Source organism: Kribbella hippodromi, assembly GCF_039531045.1.
In the GTDB taxonomy this organism is placed as follows: domain Bacteria; phylum Actinomycetota; class Actinomycetes; order Propionibacteriales; family Kribbellaceae; genus Kribbella; species Kribbella hippodromi.
On sequence record NZ_BAAAPH010000040.1, the window covers coordinates 1 to 16,533 of the forward strand.

Genomic DNA, 16,533 nt, shown 5'->3' on the forward strand with positions numbered 1-16,533 from the left:
CCCCGCGACGAGCTCATCCCACCCGGCCCCCGAGCGAATTTCGATCTATACCACCCCCAACCCCACCCCACAACCCCTCAACCCACCCCCACGCCCGCACACCGACCCCACCGAGCATTTCCCCACCAAACCTGACACACTGTTCCCCACGCCCCCCGAGGGCCTCTAGCTCAATTGGCAGAGCAGCGGACTTTTAATCCGCGGGTTGTGGGTTCGAGTCCCACGGGGCCTACCTCTTTCCGCAGGTCAGGCGCAGGTCGGCGCCTCGGCCCGAAAAGCCGGGTCTGCGCAAACTCTGCCAATACTCAGAGTGGCCGATGCATGCCTGTCTGAGGGGGATCGGCAGCCCCGCACAGCCAGCAGGCGACGCGTCGTTGAGCGACGTATCGCATCCTTTCGCACTGCTCTCGTTTCGCCCGATCTCCGGCCCGCCCGACCGTTGAGCTCCCACGTGCAGCTGGACCGTGGAGGGCAGAGATGAGCAGACCGCACCTGCCGATCGGAACGTGGGGCCACGTCCGATCCCGTGCTGAGAGGAAGGACGCCGATGGCAAGGTGGTCTCCTGGCGCGCGTCCGCGTACTTCCGTGACCACGACGGACGTGCCCGTGAGGTCACCGCGTCCGCCAAGACCAAGGGCGCAGCCGAGCACCGCCTACTCACGAAGCTGCGAGACCGCGCAAAGCTCACGCAGTCCGGCGAGCTGAGCCCGACGGACAAGATCAACGACCTCATCGACCTCTGGATCGAGAAGTTCGAGGAACGCATCGAAGACGGCCGTCGATCACCGACGACGCTGACGACGTACCGCACAGCCATCAAGAACCACGTACGCCCTGCCCTCGGCGAACTCCTGATCGGCGAGGCAACCACACCACGCATCGACAGAATCATCGGAACCATCAAGCGCAACGCCGGCCGGTCCACCGCGAAGACCTGCCGCGCGGTCATCTCCGGCATGATGCAACTAGCCGTCCGGTACGGCGCCCTGACCGTCAACCCGGTCCGCGAGGTCGAAGCGATCGAGGCCCGCCCGAAGGACCCGCCCCGCTCACTCACCAACGAAGAGATTGCCGGCCTTCGGCAACTCCTGACCACCGACAAGACCGCCGTTCGAGCCGACCTGCCGGACCTGGTCCTCTTCATGCTCGGAACTGGAGTCCGAATCGGCGAGTCGCTGACGGTCTTGTGGTCACAGGTCAACCTCGAGTCGGGCGCAGTCGAGATCACTCACACCATGGTTCGCGTCCCAGGCCAAGGCTTGATTCGGAAGGCCCCGAAGTCCAAGGCCGGCGTACGCGCCCTACCCCTCCCAGACTGGGCCATCACCATGCTCCGCCGCCGCCACGCCGCCGGCGTCTGCCCTGACGAACCCATCTTCGCCGACTCCCTCGGAGGCTTCCGAGACCCATCCAACGTCCGCCGAGCCCTCCGCCGCGCACTGTCTCCGGTAGCCAGCACCCGCCCGCCGCGACCTAGGCGAGACTCTGCGCTCCATCCGCCTTCAAGCCGGCCTCACCCGCAAACAGGTCGTCACGAAACTCGGCTGGCCAAAGACCAGACTCGAGCTAATCGAGAACGGCCGCGTCAAGCTCGACCGCGAACTCGTAGCCATCCTCGTCAAGCCCTACCGCATAAACCTCGACGCATCCCCCACCCTCAGCGCCCAAGTCGACCAAGCAGCCCAACCCTCACCCTCAGACGCTCTCACCTGGATCCGCTCCCACACCTTCCGCAAAACCACAGCCACCGCCCTGGACCGCCGAGGCCAATCCGCTCGCCAAATAGCCGACCACCTAGGCCAAGCCCAAGTCTCCATAACCCAAGACGTCTACATGGGCCGCCGAATCCACAACCCCTCCGCAGCAACCGCCCTGGACCAAGAGTTCGCAGACCTCGACCTCTGGTGAGAAACCGCGCGTTGGTCGCTGAACGTCCGGTCGAACTTGCGTCGGCTGCTGGTCCTGGTGTCGTGTCCGCCGGGTTAGTTTCTAGGACGTCGGTCGGCCAGCGAGCTGGCAGCGTTCCAGTCGGGCAATTCCGCTGTAATCGGTAGAGGACGTCACCTGGATCGGATCTGCGTGTGCACGGCGGGTAGCACGAAGCAAATCTGCCAACAAATGCCGAACGACCTGATGCCCAGGGCGACTTTCAGCGGAGCAGTTGGGCGCCTTCACGCGTCAAAGGAGTCGAGTATGGCCGAGAGGATGTCTCGTGTCTTGCCTGGTGCTGGAGCTTGTACACCGAGTCCGTCCATCAGTGTTGTGTAGTAGTCGACGTCCGAAGGGTCGTCCAGGTAGAGGGAACTGGTCCGCTGCTCGAGGTGGACGACATTCGGGAGGTCTGTGTGGGGATACTGGAGGAGCGTGAACGCTTCCGTCATGGAGCCGCCACAACTGAACGGCAGCACCTGTATGGTCACGTTCGGCTGTTGGGACAGCATGATCAGATGCTCGAGCTGCGCCCTCATCACCGTCACACCGCCGAACGGCCTTCTCAATGCCGCTTCGTCGAGAATGGCCCACAGCCGTATGGGTCGGTCTTGGCGAGTGAGCGGCTTCTGCCGCTGCACGTGCAGCTCTACAGACCGCTCGAGCTCGCCAGATCGGCGGGTCCCCAGGCCGAGCTGGAGAATTGCCCGAGCATAGTCGGGTGTCTGGAACAGGTCGGGGATGTGACTGGTGGAGTACAAGCGGATCAGTGATGCTGATGCTTCGAGGCTGACGTACGCAGGAAGTCCGCTTGGCAACTGATCGGCAGACTGGTGCCACCAGCCAGTCTGCTCGGCCTGCGTGACCAGTCGGCCGAACGACTCGATTGTGGCTTGGTCCGTTATGCCGTAGAGGGTGAGCAGATCCACGACATCGCGCTGTTTGATGCCGACCCTGCCATTTTCAAGTCGACTGATCTTGGACTCCGACGCCCGGATTGCCCAGCCTGCGTCCGCGCGGCTGATGCCGGACGCGATGCGAAGATGACGAAGCTCAGCACCGAGCGCAATCCTCAAGACAGTCGGCTGCCGGGCTGATGACGGCCATGCGATCGCCTGGCGCAAAGCGACATCGGCAATACCTGGATCGGTCTCGTTCTTCTCCGGCGAGGGCTCCAGGAGCGTCGATCGGATGGAGCGGATACCGATCAGTGTTCGCACGGTCCAGACCAATCTGGTCAATGCCCCCTGTGGCAGCTCAAGCAGTTCCGCGTACCACTCTTCGACGTAGCGCTCCCGGGAGTCATCAGGCAGTTGTCGTGTGGCCAGCCGAATGATGAAGCGACAGGCGGGAGTGATCCAACCAAGGAATTCTTCCGTGATGACCCCTGCTGCAAGCGCAGCCAGTGCCCAAAGTACGAGACTCACGCCTGCCCCCACGCCGGCCGAGCAGCGTTTGGCGCAACTTTTCGACTCCTGTTCGGAGGAAGTGAAGGCCTACCGAACTTCGCAAGTTCTGCAGTTCCGGCCCGGCGGCCAAGACCAGTCAGATGGTAGTAGCGACGCCGTGGCCGCCCGGCCTCCCGCGGATCGACCTCTTCCCAGTCGCTCGTGATCCAGCTGGCCCTCTCGAGCCGCGCCAGGACCGGATACAGCGTCCCGCTTTTCAAGCCTGTGTGCTCCGAGAGCGCCAATCCATATAGGTGCTCGTCGGGTCCGGCCGCGATGAAGACTTGAAGCACCTTCAGCACCGGTACGGTGATCCTCAGCTCCACCATGATCGAAACTCTACATAGCCCTCGGGTGGGTGTCCACTATCAGAGCTTCCATGCGTCGGCTCAGCGTCCGCCTCGCTGGACGGGGCTCATCGTGGCCTCGCGAACGGATGAGCATCAGATGTCCAGGACGACGCCGGACTGGATTGCCCTCTGCGAACCCGCCCATGGGCGACATGTGTGTTTGTGGACTGGGTCTTGCGCTGATCTCAGACCATCCGTAGGCACCGGCTCCGGCTGCCTATCTGCCCCGTCACTGTGCTCGAGACGCCGCTGAACGAGCACGACCGTGGCCGGCGCTTACTGCGCTTGAGTCGGCGATGGCGAGGTCAGTCTGGTTGCGGTGAAACGGACCGCGTCGGCACAACCTGAATGCCGTGGTCGTGTGTCGGTTGGTTGGGAGTTTGTGATGAGAACCCGGCCATCGCTTTGAAGAGTCGGGACCGCTCGCGGTGTTGCTCGCCAGCGTTGGCCGGTGGCGCGTCTCCGAGGATTGAGTCGCTCGGGATCTCGTAGCGCTCTCTGTAGGCGGCGATTGCACGGGCGAGTTCGCGAAGTTCCTGGTCTGATGTTGTGCTCGCCGTACGACGCAATTCGCAATACCAGGCGGGTGGGTTGGCATGCAACTCGTCCGCGAGCCAGTTGGCTCGTTCAATGATCTGAGACTCGAGTTCGAGCAGTGGCCCGATCAATGTGGGGTCGTCGACGTTCGTGGCTGGGGTAATGAGGCCGAGGATCCGTGCGGGATGGCGGCCGGTCTTGTCTAATGACCGGGTGGTCAGGCGGTGCACTCGGTGATGGATGACGGCGGCGAGGTCGTTGGCGGTCGTGAGCGGTGATTGGTTGACGGCGTTGTGGAGTATGTCGGTGATGTTGAGGCCGGCGTTCTCGGCGCGGCGGAGTTCGGCGATGAGCGGTCCGTAGGCGGGAGAGGCTTGGAGCGCTGCTTGGTCGGCTGGGCCGAGGCCGGAGGCGGCGATGGCCGGCCCGTAGCGTTTCTTGGCGTCGAGTTGGAGTCCTCTTCTCCCCTGTGGAGGGGTCGGCCAAGGACCGCGCAGGTGCCGGCTGGCACGGGACGCAAATGCGAGTCCGTTCCGTGTCCGCCGCTCAAGTGCCGAGGCACGGACGGGTGCCTCGGTGCCGGTCAGCTGGGTGGTTGGGCGTACGCGCCTGGGCGAGCAGCCACTCAGCCATCGCCGTTCAAGACCAGCGGGCGGGCGCACAGCCTGCAGAGCGGACGCCCGCCCGCTGTTCCACCTCGATGATAGGAGTGCAGTGGATACGCCCGTAATCCCGCTGGATCGGCCGACCGTCGATCCTGCGATAGAGAATCACTACTCGAGCCGCTCGGACGAGTCCGCCCGGCTGAGCTCGACCGTCAAGGGGCGCTTGGAACAGGCCCGGCTCTACGACTTCCTTAGCCAGTGGTTCCCGGCCCCTCCGGCTCGTGTGGCCGACATCGGCGGCGGTCCTGGCGTGCATGCAGGTTGGCTCCGTGATCAAGGGCATGAGGTCGTGTTGCTAGACCCGGTCCAGCGTCACGTCGACCAGGCCAACGCAGCGGGTATCACCGCCGAGCTTGGCGACGGACGTCGACTCTCGTGGCCGAGCGAGTCGTTTGATGCCGTACTCATGGCGGGGCCGCTCTACCACTTGCCGGAGGCAAGCGACCGCCGGCTCGCACTTCGTGAGGCTTTGCGGGTGTTGCGTCCTGGCGGCGTGCTGGCTGCGGTAGCGATCAATCGAGCAGCGAATCTGATTGGCTCCACACTCGCGAACACGCTTCTGACGCGTCACGGCATCGTGCGAGACATCCTGGAGACCGGCCACAGTGCCGACAACGAGCGGATGGCGCACTGCTGCTACCACCGCGAGGGCGAGCTACGCAGCGAACTCATCAGCGCCGGGCTGCGCCCGGTCAACATCTTCGGCCTCACCGGCCCAGGTGGCTGGCTCACCGTGATGATCGACGCCCACTTCAAGAACCAGCCCTACACCGACAAGCTGGCCGAGCACGACCCGCTCGACACCGCGCTGGAGTGCTCCCGCCTCGCAGACCGAATGCCAGAGCTGGTCGCAGCCAGCTCGCTGTTCCTGGCCGTAGGCCAGAAGGGCTGAAGCCACGGTGTCCTGCTGCATGGCCGGCGTCGCGTTAGCCCAGCTGGCCGTGCAGCTCGACATACTCCTCTTCCGCACGCAACACCTTCGACAACACAGCATCGGCGCTCGGAAGTGGATGGAGTAGGAAGTTCGACCCGTCCCACCTCAGCCGGCCGTCGACGATCGTCGAAGGCGGGATGACTACGGGGTCCCCGGCTCGACGTACTCGACGCCCGTAGCCAGCTGGCCAAGGTCTGTCTCGGGCTGGAGCGTACAGGTGATCCAGTCGCCGTCCGGCAGCTTCATCGTTGGCGGCCAGATCCCAGGCCGCTCCTGCTCGTACAGCCGCTTGCCGTAGCCGCCGGTGATCCGCGGCAGCCGCCAGGTCGCCACGGTCGGGCACGACGTGACCGCGAGGTTCGGTGGCTCGGCGACGTCCCAGACGGTGCGGGCTGCGTCGGCATCGGTGATCCAGTCGCTATCCGGCGTACCCGTGATAGTTGCCGCCCGCACCGGAATCCCGCGCTCCACGCAGGCGAGAGCCGTGTCCAACAAGGCGTTCTTGCGTCGAATCATCTGCCTGATCGTCCTCCCGTATCGCGAACATCATTGCCGTGCCACCGCGCGGCTTGTCAATCCGGACCACAGCAGCTCGCTGACCGTCTAACCAAGTGAGGAGCCATACATGTCCCAAGTCGAACAGATGAAGACGCAGCAGCGCGGCGTGGCTTGTCAATCGGCACCGGCGATCACTGCCCCGCCTCGCGGGAGATACTGTTCGTGATGGTTCTGCTACTTCGGGTTTGTGATCGCGTGGATAGGGGATGGCTGTGTCCGAGCTGAGAGGTCGTCGTGGCGGCGACGACCCGAGCAAGGGCGACACGCTTGGGGATCAGGCTGGCGAAACCAGGCGTCGTGAGAACGAGACGTCTCAGCGGTCCGACGGCGACGTGCCTGATCAGCAGGCAAGCCGTAGAGATGCTCCGACTCCGGATCGCCACGTCGCTACTCATCATGAGACGCTGCATCCGTTTACTGCTCGCGAGAAGTCCGAACAGCGCCACGATGACGTCCACAGGTTGGGGAACGCGCGCGGAGCATCGGCTGAGCAAGGTGATGGCTCAATCGGCCGGCATTCCGCCGATGGCGCGGACCGGGATCCGAAAGGCAGACAGGAGGATTGGCGGCGGGCGTCCGCTGACCCTCGGCTGAAGGAAGCGCAGGCATCCGAGACCGAATCAGGCGACGAACAGGAGGCCGAGGACGGTCAGTCCTCACGGCCGTTGACCGCTCGCGAAAAGCTTGAGCAACGTCTCGATGAGATGTACTGGCCGGGGTACTCCAAGTGGTCGTCAACTGAGCGGAGCGATGAGGAGTCGGCCGAGCGACGACCGGTCGATCCTCCCTCGGCCACCGCGATGACGCCAGCCGATGACCGACTCGAGCCGAAGGACCCGTTCGCCTCGTACTCGCCGGAGCTTCGGGCCCACCTGCTTCACGACGACACCTTGGCACGTCTCCAGTACCTCAGTCCGCCAGACTCCCAGGCGGAGTCGACGTCCCGACGGGGAGATTCTCCGAGGGACGCGGAGTTGGGCGATCGCGACACGCAGTCTGAGGCTGACCAGCGCGGCGAAACAGAGGTTGCCGGGTCGGCGGCTGACGACCGCAGTTCGTCAACCGCGTGGCTACCCAGCGAGGCGGTCGTTCCCGATAATGCTGACCGGCCTCGCCGCGATGATCCGCCAAACGCCGTCGAGTTTGTCGAGACGAGGGATCGTGAACGGGACGTTCATCGGGATCCGGTCGGGTCGCCCGCCATCCCAGATGCGGATGATGTTGCCGTTGGCACCGACTCTGTTCAGGAGCAGGTTGCCGACGTCGATGGGCCTGTTGAGGCCGGCCATGAGTTCGTGGAAGACGCGACTACTGCGGAAATGGACCAGTATCGCCGTATCCGGGAAGCCGACGATCTGGACGCTCTTGCAGAGAACAGCGGGATGCCGCGCGAGGTCATCGACGAGGCGAAGCAACACTTGTTCCAGCGCCAGCACGATGTGGCAATCGGCCCGGCCGAGGTCAGGCATGGCTACTTCACGCCGTTCGCAGAGTTCGGTGACCTGTGGGAGCGTGTGGCCTCAGGCGACGATTTGACTGACGGACAGCGTCAGGAGTTTCGATCGCTGCTGGCGCACGAGTACGTCGAGTCGAAGCTGATGCAGGCTGGGGTGCCGTACAAGTCAGCGGATCCGGGGGCCTGGACCGACGCAGGGATGGCGAGGGTTTCAATGGACTACCCATCGGCCCACAACATTGCTCCGCTGAGCGCACAATCGAGACCGAAGGATCTGCTGAGGCTCTGGGACGATCCGTTGGGATTGCCCAGGGGTGATCTTCGGGTGGCAGAGGATCTGTCGAATCTGGACGAAGTGGTACGTGTAGCGAAGAAGGGGCTCGGCTTGTGACGGACATTGCGGCGTGTGAGAGGCTGTTGGTGCGCTTGGTTGCGGCGAACTGGGACGATGATGCCGCCGCGTTGAGGCACGCTGCGTCGCGCGGGCTGTTGGCGGCTGAGTACCTGCGCCGAATGGCAGTCTGGGCCGACGCCCTGGCCGTGCCAGAAAAGTGGCCGTTCTTCGACCTGGCTGTGACGTTTGATCCGTCGGTGGAGACTGATCCGGTCTGGATGCAGAGGCTGGAGGCAGGCATCGGGCATCGGTTGGGCACGATGTCGACGAAGGTGGTCACGGACATGTTCGGCTGGGCGTCGCTAGGCGACCGGACGAAGGAACGTTTTCCGACGTTTGAGGATCCGTACGAGCCGATGGTGCAACTGTTCGAACGAGGCGGCGAGATCTGGCCCGGTCACCGGGAGATCGAGTTCTATGGCGGCTCGTTGCCGTTCCGCGGTATTGCTGAGCGGATGGCCCAGGTGCCGTTCGAGATCGACGCCGTGAGTCTTGTCAAGGTCGACGAGGAGGAGCGCGTTCGGGCCGAGCAGTCACGCGCCCGTAGAGCTGCGAAACCGGCCGAGTAATGTGCCGATTGGGCGAGCCGCCGACTGACTCGTGATCGTCTTGGGAGTGCCGCTCGACCGGTTAGTTGGTCTGCGTGCAGATCGAGAGGTGGAACCGCCCGAACAGATGGCTAGATCCCTGACCGACCTGGTTGGGCGCGACCAAGCTCGACCCGCCTGAGCTGCGGCGCCGTCGTTGCGCAGGAGAAGGCGCTGTCTAGTGACCTCCCGGCTGTCCACGCCAGGCTCGCGTTTGATGGTGACACTGCTATGGGCCTTGCCTTGTAGCCGTTCCTCTCGCCAGCCCGTCGGACTGACTGGCTCTATCTGGAGGAGTGGTTCATCTCGCAAACTCACCAGCGCCGTGGCATCGGCCTCAGGAGACTTGTGGGCCGCGGACGGCCTGTCGAATCTGGACGAAGTGGTAAGCGTGGCGAAGTAGAGGCTGGGATTGTGATGGATACAGGAGCGTGCGGACGGCTCTTGATGCGTCTTGCGGCGGCGGGCCTGGGATAACCATGAGGCCGAGGAACGGCATTCAGCGTCGCGGGGCTTGTTGGCGCTTGAGTATTTGCGGCGGATGTCGATCTGGGCCGAGGCGCTTGATGTGCGGGGCCGATGGCCGTTCTTCGAGTTGGCTGTGGTGTTCGATCCATCGGTCGAGACTGACGCAGGCTGGGTCGGGCGCCTCGAGGCCAAGGTTGGGCGCGAGCTCGGGACCCTGACGGAACAGGTACTCACCGCCATGTTCCGGTGGGCTTCTTTCGGCGATCGCCCGAAGGAGCGGTTTCCTGAGTTCGAGGATCCGTATGAGCCGATGGTGCAGGTGTTCGAGCGTGGCGGCGAGATCTATCCCGGCCACGGGTCGATAGAGCTCCTCGCAGCCTCGGTTCCGTATCTCGGCATCACCGAACGTCTCGCTCAGCCGCCGTTCCCGATCGACGCAGCAACCTTGGATGAGGTCGATGAGAAGGAGCGGTTCAGGGTCGAGGAGTCACGCGCACGCCGAGCGGCCAAAAGTGCGGAGCAAGAGCCCACATAGCAACCTGGCGAGGAGGCCGAGCAACCATCAACTGACTCCTGATCGACATGCTCGTGTGGTCCGGCCGTGCAGTCATCCGTGCGGAGGCCGGCGGGTGGTATCGGCGAAAGAGTAGGGAGGGGCGTGGTCGTGTGCGAGCGACTGCTGGCGCGGCTGGTGGCGGCGAATTGGAATGATGACGAGGCTGAGGATCGTGTCAATGGCAGCTGAAAGCTGATCCCTTTGCGGCGCCGCCTGGGGGTCAGCCTTCACGCGCCGTCGACATCCCGGAGGAAGAGTGGCAGGTCCGCTGAGCTGAGGCCTTCAGACCTGGCTGCTCATGTACCAGTCGGCTGATCGATCGCGGCCTCGTAGAAGGCGTCTGCGAGCGCGACGATGACAGCGTTGATGCCGGGTCCGTCGCTGAAGAAGTAGTCGGCCATGGTGTTGTGAGCTTCCTGGTTGTCGACAACCGCCTCGGTGACCGCTGCCTGGAAGTCTTGCGACTCCATGAACTGCTTCTTCGAGTTCACTTTGGTCTGGTTCACCAGGTCGGGGTATGCGAGCAACCGCTGCACCAGCCCTTGCACGAACTCACGGATCTGAGACTCGGCAAAGGATTCAGCACCGAAGAGGTCGTTCATCTTGTCGATGACGACCTGGAGTGCGACGTACTTGGGCTCCTTCCGGGCCCCCGTGCCCGCGCCGCTGATGCCCTTGAGTTCGCCGTCTCCGGTCAGCGAGATGTTGACCGCGATTCCCTTACTGTGCTTGACCCCGACCAGGACCACGTCAGAGAGGTCGACCTCCGCAGTCCAGGACGAGTCTGCGATGACCTTCTCGAGGAGCCGCAGGAAGATGGACAGCATCTCCATGTATGGATCGCCATAGTCGACGATTTGGCTCATGAAGTCATAGAGCCGGACGTAGGTAGAGACGTCCTTGCGGAATAGATCGAGGGTGTTGAGGGTGACCTTGTCGTCAGCCTCGATCGCGGCCGCGTAGCGGCGGGCGAAGTCGTTCTTGGCCGGGCTGATCGCAGCCGATAGGGCGTTGTTGCCCTTCCGAGTGACCCACAGTTCGGCGACCTCACGCACTTGCTCTTGTGTGTAGATTCCGGCCTGGGCGAGCTTGGTGGCGAGGTGGATGACGACGTACGGGTCGGTCTCGGTCTCCAGCATGGCGTTGGTGAAGTAGGGCTCGAACGCCTCCCGGATGTCCTCGGGCTTGTTCACGAAGTCGATCACAAAAGTCTTGCGTTTCTGCTCTCCGCCCGCAGTGCGGTGAGTTCGGTTGAGCCGGGACAGCGTCTGCACGGCGGTGACGCCGGAGAGCTTCTTGTCGACGTACATCGCCGAGAGCAGCGGCTGATCAAAACCTGTCTGGAACTTGTTTGCGACCAGCATGATCTTGTAGGTCGTGCCCTTGAAGGCGGCGGCAAGATCCGAGCCGGCGCCAGGGTTCAGGTTGGCCTCCGTGAACTCGTCGTCCTCGCCCGGCCGAGGCCCCCAGTCTGAGACCCACTCCTCGTCTTCGGCCATCGTCACCGATGCGGAGAAGGCGACCAGGGTGCGGTAGTTGTACGAGGCGTCCTCGCCGGCCCGCTTGGCGATGTAGGCGTCGATCGCCTTCTTGTACTTCACCGCGGCCTTGCGTGAGTCAGTCACGACCATCGCCTTTGCTTTGCCCTCGAGCAGGTGGGCGACGTTGGCGTGGAAGTGCTCGACGATGATCTGCACCTTCTGGCTGATGTTGGTTGGGTGCAGCTTTACCCACCGCATCAGTCCCTTGCGAGCGGCGGCCTCTTCCACCTCGCCTCCGTCGCCACTCTCGGCCTTGCCGGCGATCTTCAGCGCGGTGTCGTAGGACTGGTAGCCCTTGAGCACGTCGAGGATGTAGCCCTCCTCGATCGCCTGCCGCATCGAGTAGAGGTGGAACTCGACCGGCTTCCCGCCAGGACCCTTGCGACCGAACAGTTCCAGCGTCTTGTTCTTCGGCGTTGCCGTGAACGCGAGGTAGGAGATGTTCTCCGACTCGGCTCGCTCGGTCATCTCCGATGCCAGGATCGCCTCTACGTCGACGGAGCCGCTCTCCTCGATCTCCTTGACCTCCTCCGCGGTCAGCACAGCCTTGAGCTTGGACGAGATCTGGCCGGACTGCGAGGAGTGCGCCTCGTCGGCGATCACCGCGAAGTGGCGTCCCTTCAAGGACGAGTCGGCACGGATCTCGTCGAGGGCGAACGGGAAAGTCTGCACCGTCACCGCGATGATCAGCTCTCCGTTCTTCAACGCGGTCGCCAGCAGCCCGGATTTCGACTTCGCCCCTGCCTTGCGGACGTCTTCCGGGCTGATCGTGGCCACGATCTTCCCCGAGCCGTCGATCTGCCGGATCGCGTCCTGGAGCTGCCCGTCAAGGACAGTGCGGTCGACGACCACGATTACGGAGTCGAAGACCTTCTTATCGTTCACATGCAGTCGCGCCAGGCGGTGAGCGGTCCAGGCGATCGTGTTGGTCTTACCCGACCCTGCAGAGTGCTCGATCAGGTAGCGCTGCCCCACGCCTTCCTCGGTCACTGCGGCGACGATGTTCGTCACTGCCTCCCACTGGTGGAAGCGAGGGAAGAGCATGCTGGTACGCCGGACCGAAGTGCCCGTGGTGACGTCCCACTCCTCCTTGGACTCCACGATCATCAGCCGGCCGATGATGTTCAGCCAGGCGTGCTTCTCCCAGACCCGCTCCCACAGGTACGCCGTCGCCGACCACCCGCCCTCGCCCGGCGGATTGCCCGCGCCATGCTCATGGCCGACGTTGAACGGCAGAAAGTGTGTCTTCTCGCCCTCGAGCCGCGTGGTCATCGCGGCCAGATCGTTGGAGACCGCGAAGTGCACCAGCGCGCGATGCCCGGACGACAACAGCGGCTCCGGCCGCCCGTTCGTGAGCGGGTGTCGGTCCTTGCGGTACTGGTTAATCGCCTCCTCCAGCGACTGGGTGAAGTCAGTCTTCAACTCCACCGTCGCGACCGGGAGCCCGTTGACGAAGAAGACCAGATCGATGCTGCGCTGGTCAGCGGTGGAGAAGCGCACCTGCCGCATTACGCGCACCCGCATTGCCGCGTACTGCTCATTGGTGGTGGCATTCAGGCTGGTCTCAGGCCGGAACTGCGCCATCTTCAACCGACCACCACCGATGTACTGGACCCCGTTGCGCAGGATATTGAGCGTCCCACCGCCGTGTTCGAGAGGTTTGTCGAGCGCCGTAGCCAGCACGTCAAGGAACTTTGCCTCCGACCCCGCAGCCTTCAGCGCCTTCGCATACGCCATTTCTTGGGTCTGCGCCAGCCAAGCGAACAGGTCCTCGGGAAAGAGCGCCCGCTCCCGGTCATATCCGGCGTCGTTCGCCGAGCAGAGCCACCCGCGGGACTCCAGGCACGCGCAGATCTCCGACTCGAAGACGACCTCTTTGTGATCAGCCATCACACCATATCCCGCGTATCGATATGCCCCGTCACCGCCGCCGTGATCAACGCCGACCGCCGCTCACGCGACAGATCGATGAGCCGCTCAGACTCAATGATGAGTGTGTCGATCTTCCCGATCTGGTCATCGAGATACGCAGTGATGCGCCGCTGCTCATCAACCGGCGGAACCGGGACGCGGAACGCGGCAGCAGTGGGCTGATAGATGGTCTTGTGAGTTGATCCGATCATCAGCGACTGGATCTCGCTCCTCATTGCTCGGAACGTCCACATCAGGTACTCCGCGGTCATACGGTCGCCTGGGATCCAGTTCCAGAAATCCTGGCTGGTCGCCATCGCCACCGGCATGATTCCGCTGAACCCGATGGAGGCCGTCCGAGAAAGCACGACAGTTCCGGCGGGCAACAGCTCGGCTGCCGAGTTGCTGAGGCCGACCTCACTGATGAAGTTCTTCGTCTCGCCGAGGTAGGTCCGACGACCGTCCCGCAATTGCCACACGTCCGCGAGAGTGAACCATGGAATGGTGCAGTCGACCCAGTACTCGGGTTTACTCCGACTTGGAGTGTGACCTGTCTTCATCTTTGCTACCTTGCGGATGTTTGAAGCTGTCCAGTGCCCAGGAATCTCGGCCGTCCAGAACAGGTCGCTCGGTCTCATCGGCACGCTTGGGTCCAACCCGCGCCCAACCGCGGACTCGATAACGGCCTGACGACGCTCCCCGAGCATCTCGATCAGGCGCTGCTGCTGCTCGATGAGCGTATCGATGCGGGCGGTCTCGTTGTCGAGGTAGTCGGCGATAGCGCGCTGCTCCTCCAGGGGCGGCAGCGGTATCGGAATCCTCGCGAGCTTCTCAGCGGTGAGGTGCGGCATTGAGACAACGTTGGAGTAGGCGCGGATGAAGCCGCTAGTGCGCAGAGCGATCAGATAGAACGCAATGAACCGGCCATCGAAGTCATCAATCGGTCGAAGCCGGTTGATCGAGTTCTGGAAGCCCCAACCCGGGAGATCCTCGTCGATATACGCGGCACGGCCGAACCCGCCCTGACCGCCCTCGACGACGACAACGTCGCCGGCTCGGATGCTCAGTTGCGCCAACTCGGCCTCACCGAACCACATCTCGCTCACGTCGTCGAGGGCCAGTACTCCGTCGGGCTGCACGTTCGCAGCGCGCATGTACGGGGCGCAAACGTCGCTGCCGGAGTCCTTACTCTGCAGCATCTTGCCGAGCGTGACAGTCGCGGCTGTCTTGACCTGGCCGACCTGCCACTTGTCCGGCAAGGTGCCCCAGAGCGGACCCGTCACTGCTCCACCTCTCGCAGCAGATCGAGGATCTTGGCGACCTGCTTCTCCAGATCAGCGTCGATCTCGGCTAGAGGGCGAGGTGGGACGTACTTGTAGAAGTGGCGGGTGAAGGGGATCTCGTAGCCGGTTTTGACCTTGGCCCAGTCGATCCATGCGTCGGGGACGTGCGGCTTCACCTCAGCGTCGAAGTATGCCTGGATGACCTCGATCTTGCCTGCGGCGCCGGCGGATGAACCGCCGAAGGTGAACGCGACGTTCTCGGTGTCGCGCTTCTTCGGATCCGGCTTGGGCTTGCCCTTGCGGTCGACTACCGGCATGCCGGTGTCATCGTGGAGTGGGCGCTCGACGGCGATGGTCCAGTACCCGAACTCGTCGTTGCGCAGCACTTTGGAGTAGTCGGGGTCCGCGTCGGTGAAATCGGCGTACAAGCGGAGGACATTGTCGCGATCCTCCTCACTGAGCTCTCGGTTCTTGGCGCCGAGGTTCTTGCGCATCTTGGTCCAGAACGAGGTGCCGTCAATGAGCTGGACGAGTCCCTGGCGATCGGGGTGCTTGATGTTGTCCAGGATCCAGATGTAGGTGGCGATGCCTGTATTGAAGAACATGTTGGTCGGCAGGGCGACGATTGCCTCGACCAGGTCCTCCTCTAGCAGATACTTGCGGATGTTTGATGGGCCGGACTCGGCGGCACCGTTGAAAAGTGGCGAGCCGTTCATCACGATGCCGACCCGACCACCGCCGTCCTCCGGTTCGCGCATCTTGTGAACCAGGTGGAGCAGGAAAAGCATCTGCCCATCGGAGGTCGACGGTAGGCCGGGGGCGAACCGGCCGTAGGGGCCCGCAGACGCTCTCTCCTCGGTGATCGCCTTCGCATACTGCTTCCAGTCGACGCCGTACGGCGGGTTGGACATGCAGAAGTCGAACTGGCGGTCTTTGAACGCGTCGTCGGTGAGCGTGTTGCCGAACGCGATATTGGACGCGTCGTGGCCTTTGGCCAGCAGGTCGGACTTGCAGATCGCGTACGACTGCGGGTTGTACTCCTGACCGTACAGACTCAGCTTCGCGTCGGGGTTTTGCCCGAGCAGGTGCTCCTCGGCCAGGGCGAGCATGCCGCCGGTGCCCGCGGTGGGGTCGTACAGCGTGCGGACGATGCCAGCCTCTGTCAGGTCGGCGTCCTTCTCAGCGAGGAGCAGGTCGACCAGCAGTCGGATCGCGTCTCGCGGGGTGTAGTGGTCACCGGAGGTCTCGTTCGCGGCCTCGTTGAACTTGCGGATGATGAACTCGAAAGCATCGCCCATGTCGGCGTTGGAAACGACGTCCGGGTGCAAGTCAACGGCCTTGAAGGATGTGATGACCTGGCGCAGGAGCCCCGCCTTTTCCAGGGCGAGGATCTCCTTCTTGAAGTCGAAGTATTCGAAAACGTCGACGTCGGGAGACCACTGGTCGATGTAGTCGGCGAGATTGTCCGCCAGCCCATCGGCATCTTCGAGAAGGTTGGCGAACGAGTAGTTCGAGGTGTTGTAGAACGGCCGCCCGGTGGCCTTGTTGACCTCGAGCTTACACCGGCCGGGGCTGGAGTACGTTGCCGCCAGTTCGCGCACCGTTTCCAGGTCAGGCTCTAGAATGCAGTCGAGGCGACGCAAGATCGTGAGCGGGAGAATTACGTTGCCGTACTGGTTGGGGCGGTAGGGTCCCCGAAGCTGGTCTGCTATCGACCAAATAAAACTGCCAAGAGTGCTCACAAGACTCCTTACAAGACCCGGTCGACGGCATATTGCGGTGGCGCCCAGCGCGACGCCGCGTGCGCCGACCCAGAAGACGGCGCACAGTCGCAGCAACTGTGCGTCACGGTTGCATCATCGCGCATCACGACCCCCTGAGCGCCATCAAGTTGTCATCTACCGGTCCAGCGAAT

At 63.4% G+C, this 16,533-nt stretch carries 11 protein-coding genes, 1 tRNA gene and 2 pseudogenes; 7 read left to right on the forward strand and 7 right to left on the reverse strand.

The features are described 5' to 3' along the window. Nucleotides 1–159: 159 nt before the first annotated feature. The 3 genes and pseudogenes from ABD260_RS36465 to ABD260_RS37715 form a co-directional block, all read left to right on the forward strand. Nucleotides 160–232, forward strand: a tRNA-Lys gene (locus tag ABD260_RS36465). Between the two features lie 245 nt (nt 233–477). Continuing rightward, nucleotides 478–1,002 (forward strand): annotated as a pseudogene (locus ABD260_RS37710) (phage integrase central domain-containing protein); the annotation flags it as partial. A 481-nt stretch (nt 1,003–1,483) separates the two neighbouring features. Next, a pseudogene (locus tag ABD260_RS37715) lies at nt 1,484–1,909 on the forward strand (helix-turn-helix domain-containing protein); the annotation flags it as partial. Between the two features lie 263 nt (nt 1,910–2,172). Here the strand turns inward: ABD260_RS37715 and ABD260_RS36470 are convergent. From ABD260_RS36470 to ABD260_RS36480, 3 genes are all read right to left on the reverse strand, one after another. Continuing rightward, the gene (locus ABD260_RS36470; RefSeq protein ID WP_344241387.1) at nt 2,173–3,357 is read right to left on the reverse strand and encodes a helix-turn-helix domain-containing protein; all 1,185 of its coding nucleotides are present in this window, start codon (nt 3,355–3,357) and stop codon (nt 2,173–2,175) included. After that, a complete protein-coding gene (locus ABD260_RS36475) occupies nt 3,354–3,707 on the reverse strand; it encodes a PadR family transcriptional regulator (RefSeq protein WP_344241389.1) in 354 nt (117 codons plus the stop codon). The genes ABD260_RS36470 and ABD260_RS36475 overlap by 4 nt, the downstream gene beginning before the upstream one ends. Before the next feature lie 326 nt (nt 3,708–4,033). Further along, nucleotides 4,034–4,495, reverse strand: a complete 462-nt coding sequence (locus ABD260_RS36480; protein ID WP_344241391.1) for a hypothetical protein — start codon at nt 4,493–4,495, stop codon at nt 4,034–4,036. Nucleotides 4,496–4,979: 484 nt separating this feature from the next. Here ABD260_RS36480 and ABD260_RS36485 point away from each other — a divergent pair, with 484 nt between their 5' ends. After that, nucleotides 4,980–5,822: a class I SAM-dependent methyltransferase gene (locus tag ABD260_RS36485; RefSeq protein ID WP_344241393.1), complete on the forward strand. Its 843-nt coding sequence runs from the start codon at nt 4,980–4,982 to the stop codon at nt 5,820–5,822. Between the two features lie 183 nt (nt 5,823–6,005). Here the strand turns inward: ABD260_RS36485 and ABD260_RS36490 are convergent, their stop codons facing one another. Further along, on the reverse strand, nt 6,006–6,380 hold the full coding sequence (locus ABD260_RS36490) for a hypothetical protein (protein ID WP_344241395.1): 375 nt from the start codon (nt 6,378–6,380) through the stop codon (nt 6,006–6,008). Between the two features lie 248 nt (nt 6,381–6,628). On the opposite strand from ABD260_RS36490, the gene ABD260_RS36495 reads away from it, so the two are divergent. The 3 genes from ABD260_RS36495 (at nt 6,629) to ABD260_RS36505 (ending at nt 9,862) form a co-directional block, all read left to right on the forward strand. Further along, nucleotides 6,629–8,269, forward strand: a complete 1,641-nt coding sequence (locus ABD260_RS36495; protein ID WP_344241397.1) for a hypothetical protein — start codon at nt 6,629–6,631, stop codon at nt 8,267–8,269. A 29-nt stretch (nt 8,270–8,298) separates the two neighbouring features. After that, complete coding sequence (locus ABD260_RS36500) at nt 8,299–8,841, forward strand: hypothetical protein (RefSeq protein ID WP_344241399.1); 543 nt, start codon at nt 8,299–8,301, stop codon at nt 8,839–8,841. 559 nt (nt 8,842–9,400) lie between these two features. Continuing rightward, on the forward strand, nt 9,401–9,862 hold the full coding sequence (locus tag ABD260_RS36505; protein ID WP_344241401.1) for a hypothetical protein: 462 nt from the start codon (nt 9,401–9,403) through the stop codon (nt 9,860–9,862). A gap of 317 nt (nt 9,863–10,179) precedes the next feature. Here ABD260_RS36505 and ABD260_RS36510 read toward each other — a convergent pair whose 3' ends face one another. From ABD260_RS36510 to ABD260_RS36520, 3 genes are read right to left on the reverse strand one after another with little or no spacing between them, the layout of a single operon-like run. Further along, on the reverse strand, nt 10,180–13,314 hold the full coding sequence (locus ABD260_RS36510; protein ID WP_344241403.1) for a type I restriction endonuclease subunit R: 3,135 nt from the start codon (nt 13,312–13,314) through the stop codon (nt 10,180–10,182). Further along, nucleotides 13,314–14,618, reverse strand: a complete 1,305-nt coding sequence (locus ABD260_RS36515; protein WP_344241405.1) for a restriction endonuclease subunit S — start codon at nt 14,616–14,618, stop codon at nt 13,314–13,316. Before ABD260_RS36515 ends, ABD260_RS36510 begins: the two co-directional genes overlap by 1 nt. Beyond that, nucleotides 14,615–16,360, reverse strand: a complete 1,746-nt coding sequence (locus ABD260_RS36520) for a type I restriction-modification system subunit M (protein WP_344241407.1) — start codon at nt 16,358–16,360, stop codon at nt 14,615–14,617. Before ABD260_RS36520 ends, ABD260_RS36515 begins: the two co-directional genes overlap by 4 nt. Nucleotides 16,361–16,533 lie beyond the last annotated feature (173 nt).

What these genes read in the sequence shown, in the direction of transcription:
- ABD260_RS36490 (WP_344241395.1), bottom strand. Translation starts at nt 6,380, where the DNA reads ATGATTCGACGCAAGAACGCCTTGTTGGACACGGCTCTCGCCTGCGTG.
- ABD260_RS36495 (WP_344241397.1), top strand. Translation starts at nt 6,629, where the DNA reads ATGGCTGTGTCCGAGCTGAGAGGTCGTCGTGGCGGCGACGACCCGAGC.
- ABD260_RS36475 (WP_344241389.1), bottom strand. Translation starts at nt 3,707, where the DNA reads ATGGTGGAGCTGAGGATCACCGTACCGGTGCTGAAGGTGCTTCAAGTC.
- ABD260_RS36505 (WP_344241401.1), top strand. Translation starts at nt 9,401, where the DNA reads ATGTCGATCTGGGCCGAGGCGCTTGATGTGCGGGGCCGATGGCCGTTC.
- ABD260_RS36510 (WP_344241403.1), bottom strand. Translation starts at nt 13,314, where the DNA reads ATGGCTGATCACAAAGAGGTCGTCTTCGAGTCGGAGATCTGCGCGTGC.